At 71.8% G+C, this 16,572-nt stretch carries 18 protein-coding genes; 11 read left to right on the forward strand and 7 right to left on the reverse strand.

The genetic code is table 11. From position 1 onward, the window contains the following. Both DLJ58_RS06830 and DLJ58_RS06835 read left to right on the forward strand, forming a co-directional pair. The coding region (locus DLJ58_RS06830) for a geranylgeranyl reductase family protein (protein WP_124854364.1) at positions 1 to 1,092 on the forward strand (1,092 nt) is incomplete at its 5' end. A 31-nt stretch (positions 1,093 to 1,123) separates the two neighbouring features. Then, positions 1,124 to 1,894: an isoprenyl transferase gene (locus DLJ58_RS06835; RefSeq protein ID WP_091394347.1), complete on the forward strand. Its 771-nt coding sequence runs from the start codon at positions 1,124 to 1,126 to the stop codon at positions 1,892 to 1,894. A 36-nt stretch (positions 1,895 to 1,930) separates the two neighbouring features. On the opposite strand, the gene otsB is transcribed toward DLJ58_RS06835, so the two are convergent. The 3 genes from otsB to DLJ58_RS06850 all read right to left on the reverse strand — a co-directional run bounded on the left by otsB (position 1,931) and on the right by DLJ58_RS06850 (position 3,782). Then, the gene (otsB, locus tag DLJ58_RS06840; RefSeq protein WP_124854365.1) at positions 1,931 to 2,755 is read right to left on the reverse strand and encodes a trehalose-phosphatase; all 825 of its coding nucleotides are present in this window, start codon (positions 2,753 to 2,755) and stop codon (positions 1,931 to 1,933) included. Between the two features lie 67 nt (positions 2,756 to 2,822). Further along, positions 2,823 to 3,176 carry a hypothetical protein gene (locus DLJ58_RS06845; RefSeq protein WP_124854366.1) on the reverse strand — a complete coding sequence of 118 codons (354 nt, stop codon included), beginning with the start codon at positions 3,174 to 3,176 and terminating at the stop codon, positions 2,823 to 2,825. 162 nt (positions 3,177 to 3,338) lie between these two features. Continuing rightward, complete coding sequence (locus DLJ58_RS06850; RefSeq protein ID WP_124854367.1) at positions 3,339 to 3,782, reverse strand: XRE family transcriptional regulator; 444 nt, start codon at positions 3,780 to 3,782, stop codon at positions 3,339 to 3,341. A gap of 264 nt (positions 3,783 to 4,046) precedes the next feature. Between DLJ58_RS06850 and DLJ58_RS06855 the strand changes: the two genes are divergently transcribed. The 7 genes from DLJ58_RS06855 to DLJ58_RS06885 all read left to right on the forward strand — a co-directional run bounded on the left by DLJ58_RS06855 (position 4,047) and on the right by DLJ58_RS06885 (position 11,124). After that, on the forward strand, positions 4,047 to 4,391 hold the full coding sequence (locus DLJ58_RS06855; RefSeq protein WP_030328857.1) for a hypothetical protein: 345 nt from the start codon (positions 4,047 to 4,049) through the stop codon (positions 4,389 to 4,391). Between the two features lie 31 nt (positions 4,392 to 4,422). Beyond that, positions 4,423 to 4,758: a hypothetical protein gene (locus DLJ58_RS06860; RefSeq protein ID WP_124854368.1), complete on the forward strand. Its 336-nt coding sequence runs from the start codon at positions 4,423 to 4,425 to the stop codon at positions 4,756 to 4,758. A gap of 412 nt (positions 4,759 to 5,170) precedes the next feature. Further along, a complete protein-coding gene (gene phoH2 / locus DLJ58_RS06865; RefSeq protein WP_112581923.1) occupies positions 5,171 to 6,586 on the forward strand; it encodes an RNA 5'-3' helicase PhoH2 in 1,416 nt (471 codons plus the stop codon). Positions 6,587 to 6,863: 277 nt separating this feature from the next. Further along, entirely contained in the window at positions 6,864 to 7,541 is a 678-nt protein-coding gene (locus DLJ58_RS06870) for an aggregation-promoting factor C-terminal-like domain-containing protein (RefSeq protein WP_124854369.1), read from the forward strand. A 106-nt stretch (positions 7,542 to 7,647) separates the two neighbouring features. After that, positions 7,648 to 8,301 (forward strand): rhomboid family intramembrane serine protease, encoded by a 654-nt coding sequence (locus DLJ58_RS06875; protein ID WP_124854370.1) that lies wholly within the window; start codon positions 7,648 to 7,650, stop codon positions 8,299 to 8,301. A gap of 106 nt (positions 8,302 to 8,407) precedes the next feature. After that, positions 8,408 to 9,376 (forward strand): NAD(P)/FAD-dependent oxidoreductase, encoded by a 969-nt coding sequence (locus tag DLJ58_RS06880; RefSeq protein WP_112730527.1) that lies wholly within the window; start codon positions 8,408 to 8,410, stop codon positions 9,374 to 9,376. Between the two features lie 65 nt (positions 9,377 to 9,441). Next, a complete protein-coding gene (locus DLJ58_RS06885) occupies positions 9,442 to 11,124 on the forward strand; it encodes a hypothetical protein (protein WP_124854371.1) in 1,683 nt (560 codons plus the stop codon). Positions 11,125 to 11,179: 55 nt separating this feature from the next. Here the strand turns inward: DLJ58_RS06885 and DLJ58_RS06890 are convergent, their stop codons facing one another. Together DLJ58_RS06890 and glpX are read right to left on the reverse strand one after the other, a co-directional pair. Then, positions 11,180 to 12,151: a DMT family transporter gene (locus DLJ58_RS06890; RefSeq protein WP_124854372.1), complete on the reverse strand. Its 972-nt coding sequence runs from the start codon at positions 12,149 to 12,151 to the stop codon at positions 11,180 to 11,182. Then, a complete protein-coding gene (glpX, locus tag DLJ58_RS06895; protein ID WP_091394313.1) occupies positions 12,148 to 13,179 on the reverse strand; it encodes a class II fructose-bisphosphatase in 1,032 nt (343 codons plus the stop codon). The genes DLJ58_RS06890 and glpX overlap by 4 nt, the downstream gene beginning before the upstream one ends. A 159-nt stretch (positions 13,180 to 13,338) precedes the next feature. Here glpX and DLJ58_RS06900 point away from each other — a divergent pair, with 159 nt between their 5' ends. Both DLJ58_RS06900 and DLJ58_RS06905 read left to right on the forward strand, forming a co-directional pair. Continuing rightward, complete coding sequence (locus tag DLJ58_RS06900; RefSeq protein WP_124854373.1) at positions 13,339 to 13,986, forward strand: DUF4245 domain-containing protein; 648 nt, start codon at positions 13,339 to 13,341, stop codon at positions 13,984 to 13,986. 205 nt (positions 13,987 to 14,191) lie between these two features. Beyond that, positions 14,192 to 15,037 (forward strand): hypothetical protein, encoded by an 846-nt coding sequence (locus DLJ58_RS06905; RefSeq protein ID WP_124854374.1) that lies wholly within the window; start codon positions 14,192 to 14,194, stop codon positions 15,035 to 15,037. 43 nt (positions 15,038 to 15,080) lie between these two features. Here DLJ58_RS06905 and DLJ58_RS06910 read toward each other — a convergent pair whose 3' ends face one another. After that, a complete protein-coding gene (locus tag DLJ58_RS06910) occupies positions 15,081 to 15,302 on the reverse strand; it encodes an exodeoxyribonuclease VII small subunit (RefSeq protein WP_030328827.1) in 222 nt (73 codons plus the stop codon). A gap of 45 nt (positions 15,303 to 15,347) precedes the next feature. Next, the gene (xseA, locus tag DLJ58_RS06915) at positions 15,348 to 16,571 is read right to left on the reverse strand and encodes an exodeoxyribonuclease VII large subunit (protein WP_124854375.1); all 1,224 of its coding nucleotides are present in this window, start codon (positions 16,569 to 16,571) and stop codon (positions 15,348 to 15,350) included. Between the last annotated feature and the right edge of the window lies 1 nt (position 16,572).

Here is a 16,572-nt window from a genome sequence, read left to right on the forward strand (position 1 = left end):
GCAGCCGCGCTGACGGCGCGCCGGGCCGGTGCCAGCGTGCTGCTGCTGGACCGGGCCGATTTTCCCCGGGACAAGGCGTGTGGTGACGGGATCGCCGCGCACTCGGTGGACGTGCTCGCCGAGCTGGGGGTGACCGAGGCGGTGGCGGGCTACGCGCCGCTGCCGGCGTTGCGCATGATCTCGCCCGGCGGCGGTGCGGTGGCTCGGGCGCTGCCCCGACCCGCGTACACAGTGCCCCGGGAGGTTTTCGACGCGCGGCTGGTGGCGGCCGCGGTGGCCGCCGGTGCCCAGCTGCGCCGGCACACCGTGCGCCAGGTCGAGCCGCGCGCGGACCGGGTGGTGCTCGACGGGCAGGTGTCCGGTCGGGTGGTGATCGGCGCGGACGGCGCCGGTTCGGTGGTACGCCGGGCGCTCGGCCACCCGCAGAACCCCGACCGGCACCTCGCGCTGGCCATCCGGGGGTACGCCCCGGCTCTGCCGGGCCCGTCCGAGCAACTCATCGTCACCTCGAAGGCGCGTTGGCCGGCGTACGCCTGGTCGTTTCCGATCGGTGACGGACGGGCGAACGTCGGGTACGGGGAGGTCCTGCGCGGTGAGCCGTTGAGCCGCGCGTACCTGCTGGACCGACTGGCCGCTCTGCTGCCCGGCACCGATCTGGCGACCGTGACCGCGTTGCGCGCGCATCATCTGCCGCTCTCCACCCACCGACCGTCGCCGGGGCGAGGGCGCACCCTGCTCGCCGGGGACGCCCTGTCACTGATCAATCCGTTCACCGGGGAGGGCATCTTCTACGCGTTGCTCTCCGGCGCGCTCGCCGGGTCGGCGGCGGCCCGGTCGCCCGAGGGCGCGGCAGGCCGCTACGCCGACGGGTTGCGTCGTCGCCTCGGGACCCACCTGCGGCACAGTTCGGTCGCGGCCTGGTTGGCCCGGCGACGACGGGTGGTGGACGCGGCGGTCCGGGCCGCCCGTCGGGACGACCGGGTGTTCTACGACGTGGTCGAGTTGGGACTGGGTGACGGACGCCTCACCGCTCGTACGCTCGCACTGATCGGTGCCGGTCTGGGCGGTGGGGATGGGGCTCCGAGGCAGTGAACTGGCCGAAGGGTCGCTACGCTGCTAGGTGATGACGCTGCGGAACCTTATCTACTCCGTGTACGAGCGCCGGCTCACGGCGAAGCTCGCGGGTAAGCCGGTGCCCCGGCATGTCGGGGTGATGTGCGACGGCAACCGCCGATGGGCGAGGGAGATGGGTTTCGTCGACCCGAACGACGGGCACCGGGTCGGCGCGGCGAAGATCAAGCATGTCCTCGGCTGGTGTGACCAGGCCGGCGTCGGGCACGTGACCCTCTACCTGCTGGCCACCGACAACCTGCGCCGTCCGGCCGCCGAGCTGGACCCGCTCCTCAAGATCATTGAGGACCTGGTGGTGGAGCTCTCCGAGGAGGGCAACCCCTGGCGACTGCGCATCGTCGGGGCGCTCGACCTGCTGCCGGCGCAGACCGCGGCGGCGCTCAAGGGCGCCGAGGAGCGCACCCGCGAGCGCACCGGCGGCGCGGAGGTCAACATCGCGGTGGGCTACGGCGGTCGCCGGGAGATCACCGACGCGGTCCGTTCGCTGCTGCTCGAGCACGCCGCCACCGGGGGCACGATCGAGGAGTTGGCCGAGGTGCTGGACGTCGAGCACATCGCCGAGCACCTCTACACCCGGGGCCAGCCCGACCCGGACCTGGTCATCCGCACCAGCGGCGAGCAGCGGCTGTCCGGTTTCATGCTCTGGCAGTCCGCGCACTCGGAGTTCTACTTCTGCGAGCTCAACTGGCCGGATTTCCGGCACATCGACTTTCTGCGGGCCCTGCGTTCGTACGCCACCAGACAACGCCGCTACGGGGCCTGACCCGGCGGCGACGTCGTCGGTCGCCGCCCGATCAGGTCAGGGCAGGTGGGTCAGCGCCCGGGTGAGGAAGTCGCCCAGGGCGGCCGGCGACTCGATGGTCAGGTCGGCGGCGTTGGCCACCTCTTGTCCGGTCTCCGGGTTGGCCACCGCCACGCAGACGCCGAGGAAGTCCGGGTCGGCGGCGGCGCGAGCGCGCAGCGCGGCGAAGGCCTTGATGTCGGAGACATCGTCGCCGAAGTACCAGGCGCCGGTGGCGCCCTTGATCGCCTCGCCGATCACCATGCCCTTGTCCCGGTCGACCGGTGGCTTGAGCTCCAGCACCATCCGCCCGGCCTGCGAGCGCAGCCCCAGACGGTCGGCCTGTGCCTGCCCCCACTGCTGCACGGTCGCGCCGAGTTGCGGGGCGGTACGCCAGTGCAGCGCGACCGAGAGCCGCTTGTACTCCACAAGCGTGCCGGGCGGCAGTTCCGCCCGAGCCAGGTCGGCCAGCTCCGCCATGGTCGGCACCCAGGGCAGCGCGGCCGGTTCGGTGACTGTCTCGCCGCCGGAGTGGCTGTGCTCCAGCCCGTAGAGGCCGTAGAGGTCCACGCCGACGAGCCCGCCGAGCTGATCCCGAAGGAACTCGACGGGTCGGGCGGAGACGATCGCGACCCTCTGCACGACCGGGGCGAGCGCCTCGATCGCGGCCAACGCCTTGGGTGCCGGGCGTACCGCGGTCGGATCGTCGTCGACGGGCGCGAGCGTGCCGTCGAAGTCGAAGAAGAGCACGGTCCCGGCCGCCCGGCTGGCGGTTGTCCGCCAGGCCTGGTCGGCGTTCAACGGGGTTCTCGGCTGCTGATTGCCCAGATTCAACGGCGGCACGCGCGTCAGCGTACCCCGGCGATCCAGGCTCATTCCTGGCCGAGCGGGCCCATTCAGCGGTACGCGATCAGCGTTCGGCGGCTCCTCGTCCGCGCCGCCCGAACGGCACCACTGCCGCCTCCTGGCCGTGGCTCAACAGGTAGCCCTCCACGAACCCGGTGTTGCGATCGCCGGTGTGGTTCTCGATCTCGGTGAGCCGGGCCACCAGGAACTCGGTGAGCGCGCTGATTCGGTTGTTCAGACGCTCGTGCAGCTCGGCGACGACGGCCAGGACGACCGCGGTGCCGGCGGTGACGAGCGCAAAGAGGTTGACGAGCAGCGGCAGCTGCCCGCCGTCGACCGCGAGGGTCACCGTGTTGCCGGTCGCCCACAGTGTCACCGACACCGTTGCGACCACGACTGCCAACCACTTCAGGGTCATGGACAGACCCCTCCTTCTGTCCCGCAGGGCTGGGTTCGGCCTTGTCCCGTCCCCCCGCCGATGACGAGCCCAAGCAGTACGAATAGGGACGCTAGCGTGCCCGTTCCAGCCCCGGAGGCAAACGAATGAACCTGACCAGGCGTTCTTTCGCTATCTGAGGAACTAGCCTGCCTGATTGCCCCTTTTTCGGACATCGACCGGCAACGTTGGGCGGTATGCGAGATATCTGATGGTTTCCCGGATGTGGAACTTCTCCGCGTCCGACACCTGCGGATCGACCAGACGGCGCAGCAGCGCCTCCACGTCGGGGTCCATCGGAGGGGCGGCCTGGCCGGTGCGGGGGCCGGTCGCGGCGCGGTCCCAGCCGAGCGCGGCGAAGGCGGCGGCCGGGTTCAACCCCAGGCCCTCGCAGAAGGCGACCACCCGCTCGGCCTCCGGATCGCTGGCCCAGTCGCCCCGGACCCAGCGGTTGATGGTCTGCCGGGAGACGCCGGTGCGCCGGGACACCTCGGTGCCGCTCCAGGCTCGGGTCGCCCGTGCCTCGTCCAGGGCCCGCCGGACGAAGGTGGCGAAGGCGATCTTCCGCGCATTGGCCGTCTCGGTCACTCCGTGACGGTACGGCCAGCCGACTGCGGGTGTGCGGCCCGCCTCGCCACTGTCACGCAGACGTGACGAGGGGTTCGGATTTCCGGTAAACGAGTCAGTGCCACTGTTGAGGGGTGTCACGCGGGCAGAATAGATGAACGTAGTGGCAAACGTAACCGGACGAAAAGCTGATACTGTCACGCCCATGGGACAATCTACGGTGTGTCACGTGCATGAGACGATTGGTGCTCACATGCGTCACGCCCCCGGTGCCGGGGGGTCGTGGTGACCGAGCTCGCCACCCGCGCCCAGGCCTTCGGGCTGATCGCCGAGGGGGTCGCCGCGGGGCTGACCGCCCCCTGGCGCCTCTACCTGGCCCGAGGCTGCCGCTACCTGTCGCTGAGCGTCGGTGATCGTGCCGAGTGGAACGCGTGGCGTACCCATCTCGGCTGCCCGGAGCTGAGTGTCCGGGTCTACGACGCCGGCGGCGAGATCCGCCGGTCGTCGGTGGCCGAGGTCGTGCTGGACGGCTGCCGGATCAGCGTCGAGCTGGTCGAGGAGGTCAGCACCGACGACCTGGACCGGCTGCTCGTCGCCGACCCCACCACGATCGAGCCGGAGGAGCGATGACCTGGCGTCCCGGCTGGGCCGGAGCTGCCCGATGAGCCCCTTTCTCGCGGTGTTCCTCGTCCTGGTGCTCGGTGCCACCAGTTACGCGGCCGGCCGTCTGCACGGGCAGCTCAGCTACCGCATCGGCTACCGCTTCGGTTACCGACAGGGCTACTTCGACGGTGACCGGGGCGCCTGGAACCGGCGTCGTCGGGACGCCCAGGCGGCGATCGCCTCGGCCCTGTCGGTCTCGCCCGCTGGCGTGGTCCGCTCCGCCGGTGCGGTCGAACGCCCTGGCACCACGTACACCGGCTCGTCGTTCAGCGCGCCGGCCGCCCCGATCACCGGGCGGCACCCGACCGGCACGCTCGTCCGACGTAGCGGGTGAGGTCGGTCGGCGGGCTGCCCCGCCGACCGGCGCCACGAGCGCGGTGCGTCGTCCGCGGCGGACACGCACCGTCGGGGTCACGTCAGACCGGTGACGGTGGCCCCACCGGCCGGGATGCGCGCAGGGGGCATGCATCCCGGCCGGTTCCGCCGCGTTCACGACAGTGCCTTTCGGCTGGTGCGGGCGTCGGCGGAGGGCTGTTCATGAGCGCGTCTTGGGAGATCCACGTTCGGCCTCTAGCCGGGAAGGTCAGGCGGGGCTAGCGTCTAGGCATGGCACGGGGTTCTCCCGAGCCAGCCGGTCCGCCCGGATCTGCGACCTCGCGCATGGGGTTCCGCATCCGACCCCGTGTCCCCGGGCACCGGAGGAGGCGGAACACGGGTGGCGGGTGCCCATCCGTCGGAGCAGGCCTGTGACGACTCGCCGTACCATCGCCGGTGCCGACCAGACCCCGGCCGCGACTGCCACGCCCCGCCGAGCCACCAGGAGCCGCCGTTCGGCGGCCACCGCGCCGGCCGACCCCAAGGAGCCACGACCAGCCGGCCAGGCCTTTGTCCTGGACACGTCGGTGCTGCTCTCCGATCCGGCGGCGTTCCACCGGTTCGCGGAGCACGAGGTGGTGCTACCTCTGGTGGTCATCACCGAGCTGGAAGGCAAGCGGCACCATCCGGAGCTGGGCTGGTTCGCCCGGCAGTCGTTGCGGATGCTCGACGACCTGCGGGTTCGGCACGGCCGACTCGACCGCCCGGTGCCTGCCAACGACGTCGGCGGCACCCTGCGGGTGGAGCTCAACCACACCGACGACGGCGTCCTGCCGCCCGGTTTCCGCACCGAGAGCAATGACGCCCGGATCCTCTCCGTCGCGCTCAACCTCGCCGCCGAGGGGCGGGAGGTGACCCTGGTCAGCAAGGACATGCCGTTGCGGGTCAAGGCGGCCTCGGTGGGTCTGCGTGCCGACGAGTACCGCCACGGCCAGGCCAGCGACCCGACCTGGACCGGCATGTCGGAGATGGAGTTGAGCGAGGAGCAGATCGGCCAGCTGTACGCCGGCGAGACGCTCGACCTCGACGAGGCGGCCGGGCTGCCCTGCCACACCGGTCTGGTGCTGCACTCGGGGCGTGGTTCCGCGCTCGGTCGCGTGCTGCCGGACAAGTCGGTACGTCTGGTCCGGGGCGACCGGGAGGCGTTCGGGCTGCACGGCCGCTCGGCCGAGCAGCGGATCGCTCTCGACCTGCTGTTGGACGAGTCGATCGGGATCGTCTCGCTGGGTGGCCGGGCCGGCACCGGCAAGTCGGCGCTGGCGCTCTGCGCCGGGTTGGAGGCGGTGATGGAGCGCCGCCGGCACAAGAAGGTGATCGTGTTCCGCCCGCTCTACGCCGTCGGTGGCCAGGAGTTGGGCTACCTGCCGGGCTCGGAGTCGGAGAAGATGTCGCCGTGGGCCCAGGCGGTCTTCGACACGCTCGGCGCGGTGGTGCACGAGAACGTGCTGGAGGAGGTCACCTCGCGGGGCATCCTGGAGGTGCTGCCACTGACCCACATCCGTGGGCGCAGCCTGCACGACGCCTACGTGATCGTGGACGAGGCCCAGTCGCTGGAGCGCGGGGTGCTGCTGACCGTGCTGTCCCGGATCGGGCAGGGCTCCCGGGTGGTGCTCACCCACGACGTGGCCCAGCGGGACAATCTGCGGGTCGGCCGGCACGACGGGGTGACGGCTGTCATCGAAGCGCTCAAGGGCCATCCGCTCTTCGCGCACGTCACCCTCAGCCGTTCGGAGCGGTCGCCGATCGCCGCGATGGTCACCGACCTTCTGGAGGACATTCCGATCTGACGGCCCTTTTGTGGGTTTTCGTCCGCATTTTCGGTGTGGCGCAGATCACAAACGGCCTGGTTGGTTTCCCATCAGCCTCACTGTGCGCAATCGTGTCTCACGAGCGTCCATGCACCACCGGAATCGTTGGCGATCGTTCGTCCCGAGACGGACGGCATCGGCGAAGGTCGGTGCGTCGGCGCGACCGGCAACCGGTCGGGGCGCTCGTGGCACGGCTGACGGCCCACCTGTGGTCTGCGCCGCGCCACGTCCTTGCTCCCGACGAAGGGACCACTTCGTGAGTCGGCTGTGGAGCCGGTTGGGCGCCCGTACGGCTGCAGTAGCGCTGCTCTCCGTGGGCGTTGCCGGTGGCTTCTACCTGGGCGAAGACCGGGAAACCCAGCAACAGGGTCTGACCGAGCAGGTCAGTCTCGAGGTCGACCGGGCCGACCTCGCATACCAGCGCGAGCGGCAGGCCGCCCACCAGGTGCAGTTCTCCAAGCAGCGGGCCGCCGAGTACCAGGCCAAGCTGCGGGCGAAGCAGGCCGCCAAGGAAGCCGCCGAGCGGGCCCGCCGGGCCGAGGCCGCCGCGGCGTCCCGCAAGCGCGAGCGTGCCGCCGCCAACGCGCCCGCCAAGCCGTACGACGGGCCGATCCCGGCGTCCTGCGCCGAGTACAGCGGCAACCGCAAGACCGGCTGCGCCCTGATGATCAGCGCGGGTTTCGGCATCGCCGAGTTCCCCTGCCTGGAGAAGCTCTGGACCAAGGAGAGTGGCTGGAACCACAAGGCCAGCAACTCCTCGTCCGGTGCGTACGGCATCCCGCAGTCTCTGCCGGGCAGCAAGATGGGCTCCGTCGCGTCCGACTGGCGCACCAACCCGGCCACGCAGATCAAGTGGGGGTTGGGCTACATCAAGGGCAGGTACAAGACGCCCTGCGGCGCCTGGACCTACTTCCAGAACAACGGGCACTACTGACGGCTGTCGAAGGCGGGGCAGGTGACTCTTCACCGCCCCGCCTTCGCGCGTACCCCGGACGGGACGTGAGTGGCGGTCGGCCGCTTTTGCTGATAGCAGTTGTGGAGTGACCCTGCACCCGTCAAGCGGCGACCCCTACCGGTTCGGCACCGAGGCGTTCTACGCCGCGCTCGGCCGGGCGTTCGTCGCCATGTGCGCGGTGGTCCCGTTCCTCTTCCTCATCGAGGCCGTCGACCAGGGGCTCGCGTTCGGCCTGGACGCCACCGCCGGCATCATCCCGAAGCGCATCGACGGGCTGGACGGGGTCTTCTTCTCCCCGTTCCTGCACCACGGCTTCGACCACCTCTACAGCAACAGCATCCCGCTGATCCTGCTGGGCACCTTCGTCCTTGCCGCCGGCGCCCGCCGGTTCCTCTGGTCGACTCTGATCATCATCCTGGTCAGCGGGCTCGGCGTGTGGTTCACCGGCTCACCCAACTCGGTGGTGGTCGGCGCCAGCGGTGTCATCTTCGGCTACCTGGGCATCCTGCTCACCCGGGGCATCGTCGAGCGCAGCTGGTGGAACTTCGCGGTCTTCCTCCTGGTCGGCCTGCTCTACGGCTGGCAGCTGGTCGGCATCCTCCCCACCGACGAGCGGATCTCCTGGCAGGGGCACCTGTTCGGCCTGCTCGGCGGGGTGGTGGCGGCGATCCTGTTCCGTCGGCGGCGACCCACCGTGGGCGGCCAGGACTACTCGGGCTCCACGCTCAGCCTGCCCTGAGGCGATTCTCCGGCGCGCCTCTGGGACGTGCTTGCCCGACCGTCGCCGCCCGCTTACGGTCGAGATCAGCACGCGTTGATCCGTGAGCGGAAAGCGACGGTACGCCATGCGCGAGGTCGATGTCGCCGTGATCGGGGCCGGTCCGGCCGGCCTCTTCGCCGCGTACTACGCCGGGTTCCGAGGGCTGTCGGTGGCGGTGATCGACGCGTTGCCCGAGCCGGGCGGTCAGGTCACCGCCATGTACCCGGAGAAGCTGATCCTCGACGTCGCCGGCTTCCCCGCGGTCAAGGGCCGCGACCTGGTGGCCAACCTGGTGGCCCAGGCGGCCCCGTTCGGTCCGCAGTACCTGCTCGGCACCCGGGCGGAGAAGCTCGCGTACGCCGACGGTCGCCCGGTGCTCGGCCTGGCCGGTGGCGAGCAGCTTGCGTGCGGCGCGATCGTGGTCACCGGCGGGCTCGGCAGCTTCAGCCCTCGGCCGTTGCCGTGCGCCGACGGCGCCCCCGGCTCCGGGATCGTCTACTTCGTGACCGAGCCGACCGAGCTGACCGATCGGGACGTGCTGATCGTCGGTGGCGGCGACTCCGCCTTCGACTGGGCGCTGGCGCTGCAACCGCTGGCCCGCTCCGTGACCCTGGTGCACCGCCGGGAGAAGTTCCGGGCCCACGCCTCGACGGTCGCCCGGGTGCTGTCCCTGCCGGTGCGGGTGGTGGTCAACGCCGAGGTCACCAGACTGCTCGGGGACGGGGTGGTGACCGGTGCCGAGGTGACGGTGCGCGGCGGCGCGACCGAGACGCTGCCGGTGGACACCGTGGTGGCCGCCCTCGGCTTCACGGCCGACCTGGGCCCGCTCGCCGAGTGGGGGCTACGGCTGGACCGCCGCCACATCCTGGTCGACAGCGCGATGGCCACCAACCTGCCCCGGGTCTTCGCGGCGGGTGACATCACCGAGTACCCGGGCAAGGTCCGGCTGATCGCCACCGGCTTCGGTGAGGCGGCGACTGCGGTCAACAACGCGGCAGTGGCCATCGACCCGAGCGCGCACCTCTTCCCCGGGCACTCCTCCGACGCCGGCTGAGCGTCGGTATCGGACCCAGGCCGACCTGAGTCCGGATCGAGACAGCTCGACCGGACCCTGAGGGGATGACGGGTTCCGAGACACCGCAGGACGGCGCACCCACCACGCTGTCCTGGCTCTGCCACCCCGCCACAGTGTTCGCGCTGGTCCTGCTGCTGGTCAACGACCATGTGCTGAAGGCGGCCTTCCCCGGCCTGCTGACCGGCAAGCTGAGCGACGTCGCCGGCCTGGTGCTCGCCCCGCCGTTGGTCGCGGTGCTGCTGACCCTCCTGGTGCCACGGCTGCCGTCCCGGGCCGCCGCGATGGCCGGCCTGGTCGCGGTGGGCTTCGGGTTCGCCGTCGTCAAATCCAGCGGGTACGCCGCCGAGCTCGCCTCCTCGGCCTGGACCGTGCTGGCCGGGCCGTCGCTGGTCCGGGCCGACTGGACCGACCTGCTCACCCTGCCGGCACTCGGCCTGGCCTGGTGGAGTTGGACGCGGTCACGTCGCCGCCCGGTGCGTCAACGGACCGCCCGGCTGGTCCGGCTGCTGGTGGTGCTGCCACCGGCGGTGTTGGCGGTGGCCGCGACCAGCGCGATCCACTATCCGTACGCAGTGAGCACCGCGACGCTCGACGGCCACCCGGCGATCTCGGTCGGCAGCGGCTACAGCTCGTCGGACTGGCCGGCCGGTCCGACGGACGGGCAGTGGGCGGTCAGCGAGGACGGCGCGACCACCTGGCGGCCCGCCACGGAGGAGGAGCAGCGGCGACTGTCCGGCCAGGAGGTCGGGCAACAGCAGGCGTGCGCTGCGGATGAGCCCCGGCGCTGTTACCGGGTCGTCACCGGGCACCTACGGGTCGAGGAGAGTGACGACGCCGGTGCGACCTGGCGGGTGGCCTGGGAGGTGCCCGACGGGCAGCGCGACGAGTTGGCCCGGCGGTCGCCGAACCCGGGCGACATCCACCGGCACTTCGCCTCCCGCGATCTGGTCGTCTATCCCCACACCAACGGTGGTCACGAGGTGCTGGTCGCCAACGGCCGGGACGGGTTTCTGCGCCGCCTGCCCGACGGTGGCTGGCAGCGCGACGGGTTCCTCTTCGAGGAGGGGCAGATCGCCACGTCGTGGGACGAACCGCGCCGGCTGAGCGGTGGCGGACCCGGCGACCGCGAGACCGACCTGCTGCTCGCCGTCGCGCTCGCGCTCACCCTCGGCTGCGCGGTCACCGTGCTCGCCGGCCACCGGGCGATCCGCCGCGGCGGAGGTCCCCGCTGGTGGGGGATCGCCGGCAGTGCGTCGATGCTGGTCGCGGGGATCGTGTTGGCCGCGGTGTGGGAGCGCGACGACGACAGCGGCACGTCCCTGGCCCTGTTGTTCCTCGTCCTGCCACTGGGCGTCCTGACGGCGGCGGCCCTGATCGTCCGAGCCTCCTACCAGGGTGCGCTGCCCCGATGGGTCCGGTGGGTCCTGCTCGGGCTCCTGTTCACCGCGCTCCTGGCCGGGCTGCCGCTCGTCGGTTGGCTGTACGGCACCCCGTCGCGGACCCGGTTCGCGGTGGCGCTCGCCCTGCTCGCCACCGTGCCGGGCGTGCTGCTGGCCACCCGGATCGCGCGGCTGGTGGACCCGGCCCGTGGGTTCGAGCGCCGGTACCCGCCGCGCCCTCCCTATGCGCCCTATCCGCCGCACGGGCCCTATCCGCCTGCGCCCTACCCCGCGCGTCCGCCGACGGTGCCTGATCCGCCGTACCCGTCGCAATCGCCGCCGCAGTGAACCTTCGGGGTGCGGCTGAACTCTCGGCGGGCGCCGGTCGGCGGCGGGCGGCTGGTCAGCGGCGAGCGGGTGGCGCCAGCGCGGCGATCAGCACCGCCACCAAGGTCAGCGCTGCCCCGAGCAGGGTTTTCACACCCGGGTGCGAGGCCGCCGTGGGGAGGATCAGGTCCAGCAGGACGGCGCCCACGATCTGCCCGGCGATGGTGGCCAGACCGAGCAGCAGAACGCCGGTGAAGCGGACGATCGCGGCGGCGATCGCGATGAACACGATGCCGATCGGGCCGCCCAGGTAGAGCCACGGCTCGGTCGGCAGGTCGCCGCCCGGCCAGCCGCGTACGGCGATGTCGATCGCGAACGCGACGAGCAGGGTGACCGTGCCGACGGCGAAGTTGACAAGGGTGGCGGTCAACGCACTGTCGGCCGCCGCTCGAACCCGGCCGTTGACGGCCTGCTGCCAGGCGATACCCACCCCGGCGAGCAGCGGTAGCAGGGCCAGCGCCAGCGCGCCCAGGTCGCCAAGACGGTCGCCCACCGCCAGGCCGACCGCCAGCACGGTGAGCACCGCGCCGGCCAGCCGCTGTCGGGTGACCGGCTGCCGGCCGGTCGGCCCGATCCCGGCCCGGTCCACGGCGAGGCTGCTGCCGGTCTGACCGGCGACCACCGCCACGGTGAAGACCGCCACGCCCAACGTGCCGATGGTGAGGCCCTGGGTGGCCACCAGGAAGGCTCCGCACATCCCGCCGAGGCACTGCCAAGGCCGCAGCGCGCCGGTCCGCAGCGCCCGCCGCGTCGCGGCCAGCCCCCGCCGACCACCGGGGGTCGCGGGCACCAGCACCAGCAGCACCAGCAGACCGACGCCGAACGAGATGACCGCGGCGGCGAAACCGTCGTCGAGGCGTACCCCCAGTTCGCCGTTGATGCGCGACTGCACCGCCACCGCGACCCCGGAGGCCGACGCCAGCGCGACGCCGGTGATCCGGCGGGCGGCCGACAGGGTCTGCGGGGTCGCCGTGTCGGTGGCTGTCACTCCTGCTCGGCCAGCGGACGACCGTCGAAGTCGACAGCGGAGTAGAGCGCCAGCTTCTCCAGCCGGTGGTACGAGTCGATCACCCGGATGGTGCCGCTCTTCGAGCGCATGACGATCGACTGGGTGTACGCGCCGCCCGCCCGGTAACGCACCCCGCGCAGCAGGTCGCCCGAGGTGACCCCGGTCGCCACGAAGAAGCAGTTGTCGCCCGTGACCAGATCGTCGGTGCCCAGCACCCGGTCCAGGTCGTGCCCGGCGGCGATCGCCTTCTCCCGCTCCTGCTCGTCACGCGGCCACAGCTTGGCCTGCATCGCACCGCCCATGCACTTCAGCGCGCACGCGGAGATGATGCCCTCCGGGGTGCCGCCGATGCCCATCAGGACGTCGACGTCCGACTCGCCCCGGGCCGCCGCGATGGAGCCCGCGATGTCGCCGTCGGAGATGAACCGGATCCCCGCCCCGGTCCGGCGGATCTGCGCGACCAGGTCGTCGTGACGGCTCCGGTCCAGCACGCAGACGGTCACCTCGGAGACGTCGGTGCCCTTGACCTTGGCGATCCGGCGCAGGTTCTCCGCCACACCGGCGTTGATGTCGATCACGTCGGCGTACGCCGGCCCGACGGCGAGCTTCTCCATGTAGAACACGGCGCTGGGGTCGAACATCGCACCGCGCTCGGAGACGGCCAGCACCGCCACCGCGTTCGGCATGCCCTTGCTCATCAGGGTGGTGCCGTCCACCGGGTCGACGGCGACGTCCACCTCCGGGCCCGTGCCGTCGCCGACGTGTTCGCCGTTGAAGAGCATCGGGGCGTTGTCCTTCTCGCCCTCGCCGATCACCACCACACCGCGCATCTGGATCGAGTTGATCAGCTTGCGCATCGCGTCGACCGCGGCCCCGTCGCCGCCCTCCTTGTCGCCTCGACCGACCCACCGGCCGGCGGCCATCGCCGCGGCCTCGGTGACCCGGACCAGGTCGAGGGCAAGGTTTCGGTCGAGATCCTGTGGGATCCGCGTCCTGGTGTTCGTCATGACGGCTACTCCTCCTCGCGACGGTGCGGGGACGACCGACGGCGGGGAGGCCCCCACTGACGGCTTTGTCGCTGATCCTCACACGATGGCCGACCGGGCGTCGGCGCGGGGCGGTGATGGCCCGGATACCGCCGGTCGGGCGGCTGCGAAGATAAGGGGGTGGAACCCGCACAGCCAGCCGACCGCGTACCCGCCGACAGCACGCCGCCCGACGGTCAGCCGCCGGCCGACGTCCCCGCCGGCCCCGGTGGTGAGCCCGCCGCGACCGACCCGACCCCACCGCCCCCGGCGGTGTCCGGCAAGTCCGAGCGGTCGCCGAAGGACATGGCGATCTCGCTGCTGGTGCTGCTCGTCCCGATCGCGCTGCTGCTGGCGTTCTACCGGGGATTCCTCGGCGGCGACCAGGCCACCACCGTCGATCCGGCGCCCGCCATCGAGCAGGCACGTTCGGCGAACGTCTTTCCGGTGAGCCAGCCGCAGGGGCTCAGCGGCGACTGGAAGACGGTCAGCGCCCGTTACCAGACCGTCGAGGGCGGAGCGAACCTGCGACTCGGCTACCTCACGCCGGAGGGGCGGGGCGTCCAACTGCTGCAGAGCAGCGTTCCGGCGGACCGCCTGCTCCCCGCCGAGCTGACCAGTCAGGGCCAGCCGCAGGGCCCCACCGAGCTGGCCGGGCGCACCTGGCAGCTCTACACGGCCCGGGGAAACCAGCAGGCGCTGGTCCTGCTGGAGCCGACCCGCACGGTGATCGTCGTCGGCGACGCCCGGGACAACGAACTCCGCGAACTGGCCGGCTCGCTGCGCTGACCGACCCGGTGGGTTGGCCCCGCCGGCGCCGAATCTGGGCAACAGGCCCGAAGGGTGATTGTCCGACCCGTCGACAGGGAACAAGGAGGGCGTGACCCGGGCGCGTTGCTCGGCCCGGGTCGCGCGACGCAGCCGACGGTGCTGCTGCGTCGCCGGAGTTTCCGGCGCCGTCCAGGTCGTCGGGTGACCCCCTTGGGAGACACGTATGACTGTTCGACGACTCGGCGCCGGCCTGGTAGCCGCCGCTCTGATCACGCCCGCACTGGCCGCCTGCGCCAGCGGAACCGGCACCGCCGGATCGACGCCGTCCCCGACGGTGAGTGCGTCCGGCACGGCGAGCGCGTCCGGTGCTCCGGTGGCGGGTGACGCCAAGCAGGCCCTGCTCGACTCCACCAAGGAGATCAGCAACGGGAACTTCCGGTTCACCCTGGCCGGCGCCGGTTCGACGGCGGAGGGGCTGGCGCACCAGCCGAGCCAGAGCGCGGCGATGAAGATCGCGATCGGTGGCCCCTCGTCCGACCTGGCGATGAAGCTCGACGTGGTCCACTTCAAGCCGGACAGCTGGGTCAAGCTGGAGCTGAGCGGCCCCACCGCCGACAGCCTGCCCGCCATCAAGCAGCTCAACCTCGGCAAGTACCAGCACCTGGACCAGAACCGGATCAAGGGCAACCGCAACCTCGGCTTCGACTTCGAGAAGGTCGACCCGGCCGGTAGTGCGGTGCTCACCCAGGGCATCACCGAGGTCCGCAGCACCGGCACCGGCGCGTACGCCGGCACCATCGACGTCACCAAGGCCGCCGAGGCGGGCTCGTTGAACGCGGCCACGATCGCCGCGCTGGGCACCCAGGCGAAGACCGTCCCGTTCACCGCGAAGGTGGACCCGCAGGGCCGGCTCAGCGAGTTGGTGCTGCAGTTGCCGGCGGCCGGGCAGACCGCCGCCCAGGAGATCAAGATGACCTACTCCGACTACGGTGCCGCCACCGCCGCGCAGAAGCCGCCGGCGGACCAGGTCGTCGAGGCGCCGGCCGAGCTGTACAGCCTGTTCAACTGACGTACCGAGGTGGGGCGGCTCCGGCCGCCCCACCGGCGGTCGGTCAGGAAGCGGGCTCCTGCCGGGCGGCGTCGATCCGCGCCCGCGCACCATCCAGCCAGCGTTGACAGATCACCGCCAGCGCCTCGCCGCGCTCCCAGAGTGCCAGCGACTCCTCCAGGGACGTGCCGCCGGCCTCCAGCCGCTCCACCACCGAGGCCAGCTCGGCGCGGGCCTGCTCGTAACTGAGCCGCTCGTCCGGCCCGGCCTTCGTGTCGTCAGTCATCGCGTTCATCTCAGCACACCACTCCCCACCGCGCCGCGTCGCCACTCAGCCATCGACCGTGGCGGCCAGCTCGCCGTCGGCCAGTCGTACCCGCAGCGGGTCGCCCTTGCCGACCTCCGCCGCCGCGCGGACCACGTGGCCGTCCGCGCGCTGCACGATCGCGTACCCCCGGTCGAGGGTGGCGGCGGGGGAGAGGGCGCGCAGGCGGGCGAGGGTGTGTCGCAGGTCATCCTCGGCGGCGGTGAGCCGATGCTCCAGGCAGCGGCCGGCCCGCTGACGCAACGCGGTCAGCTCGGTCGCCCGATGCTCCACCATCACCTGCGGCCGGGCCAGCACCGGCCGGGAACGCAGCCCGTCGAGTCGGTGCGTCTCCCGGTCGACCAGGTTGCGTACCGCCCGTTCGAGGCGGTGCCGGGCCTGACCGATGAGGCGTACCTCCTCGGTGAGGTCAGGGACGACCCGTTTCGCCGCGTCGGTCGGGGTGGAGGCACGGACATCGGCGACGTAGTCGATCAAGGGCGCGTCCGTCTCGTGGCCGATCGCGCTGACCACCGGCGTACGACAGCCGAACACCGCGCGGCAGAGCGCCTCGTCGGAGAAGGGCAGCAGGTCCTCGATGCCGCCGCCACCCCGGGCGATGATGATCACGTCGATGCTCGGGTCGGCGTCCAGCACCTTGAGCGCGTCGACGATCTGTGGCACCGCGGACGGGCCCTGCACTGCCACGTTGACCGTCCGGAACTCCACCGCCGGCCAGCGCCGCCGGGCATTTGTCAGCACGTCCCGCTCCGCCGCCGACGCACGACCGGTGATGAGCCCGATCCGGCCGGGCAGGAACGGCAGTCGACGCTTGCGGGCGCGGTCGAAGAGCCCTTCGGCGGCGAGCAGCTTCTTGAGCTTCTCCAGTCGGGCCAGCAGCTCCCCGAGCCCCACCTGGCGAATCTCGTCGGCCCGCAGGCTCAGCGTGCCCCGGGCGGCGTAGAACTCGGGCTTGGCGTGCAGCACCACACGTGCGCCCTCGCGTAGCTCCGGCGCGCCGGAGTCCAGGACGTCCCGGTTGGTGGTGACGGTCAGGCTCAGGTCGGCCGATGGGTCACGCAGGGTGAGGAAGACCGTGCTGGCCCCGGGGCGGCGGCTGATCTGCGCGACCTGCCCGTCCACCCACACCCAGCCCAGCTTGGCGATCCAGGCACCCACCTTCTGGCTGACCACCCGTACCGGCCAAGGTTCCTCAGCGCTGCTCGCCCCGCCGCCCCCGCCGCTTCCCACC

Source organism: Micromonospora arida (assembly GCF_003857035.1).
Lineage (GTDB): Bacteria > Actinomycetota > Actinomycetes > Mycobacteriales > Micromonosporaceae > Micromonospora > Micromonospora arida.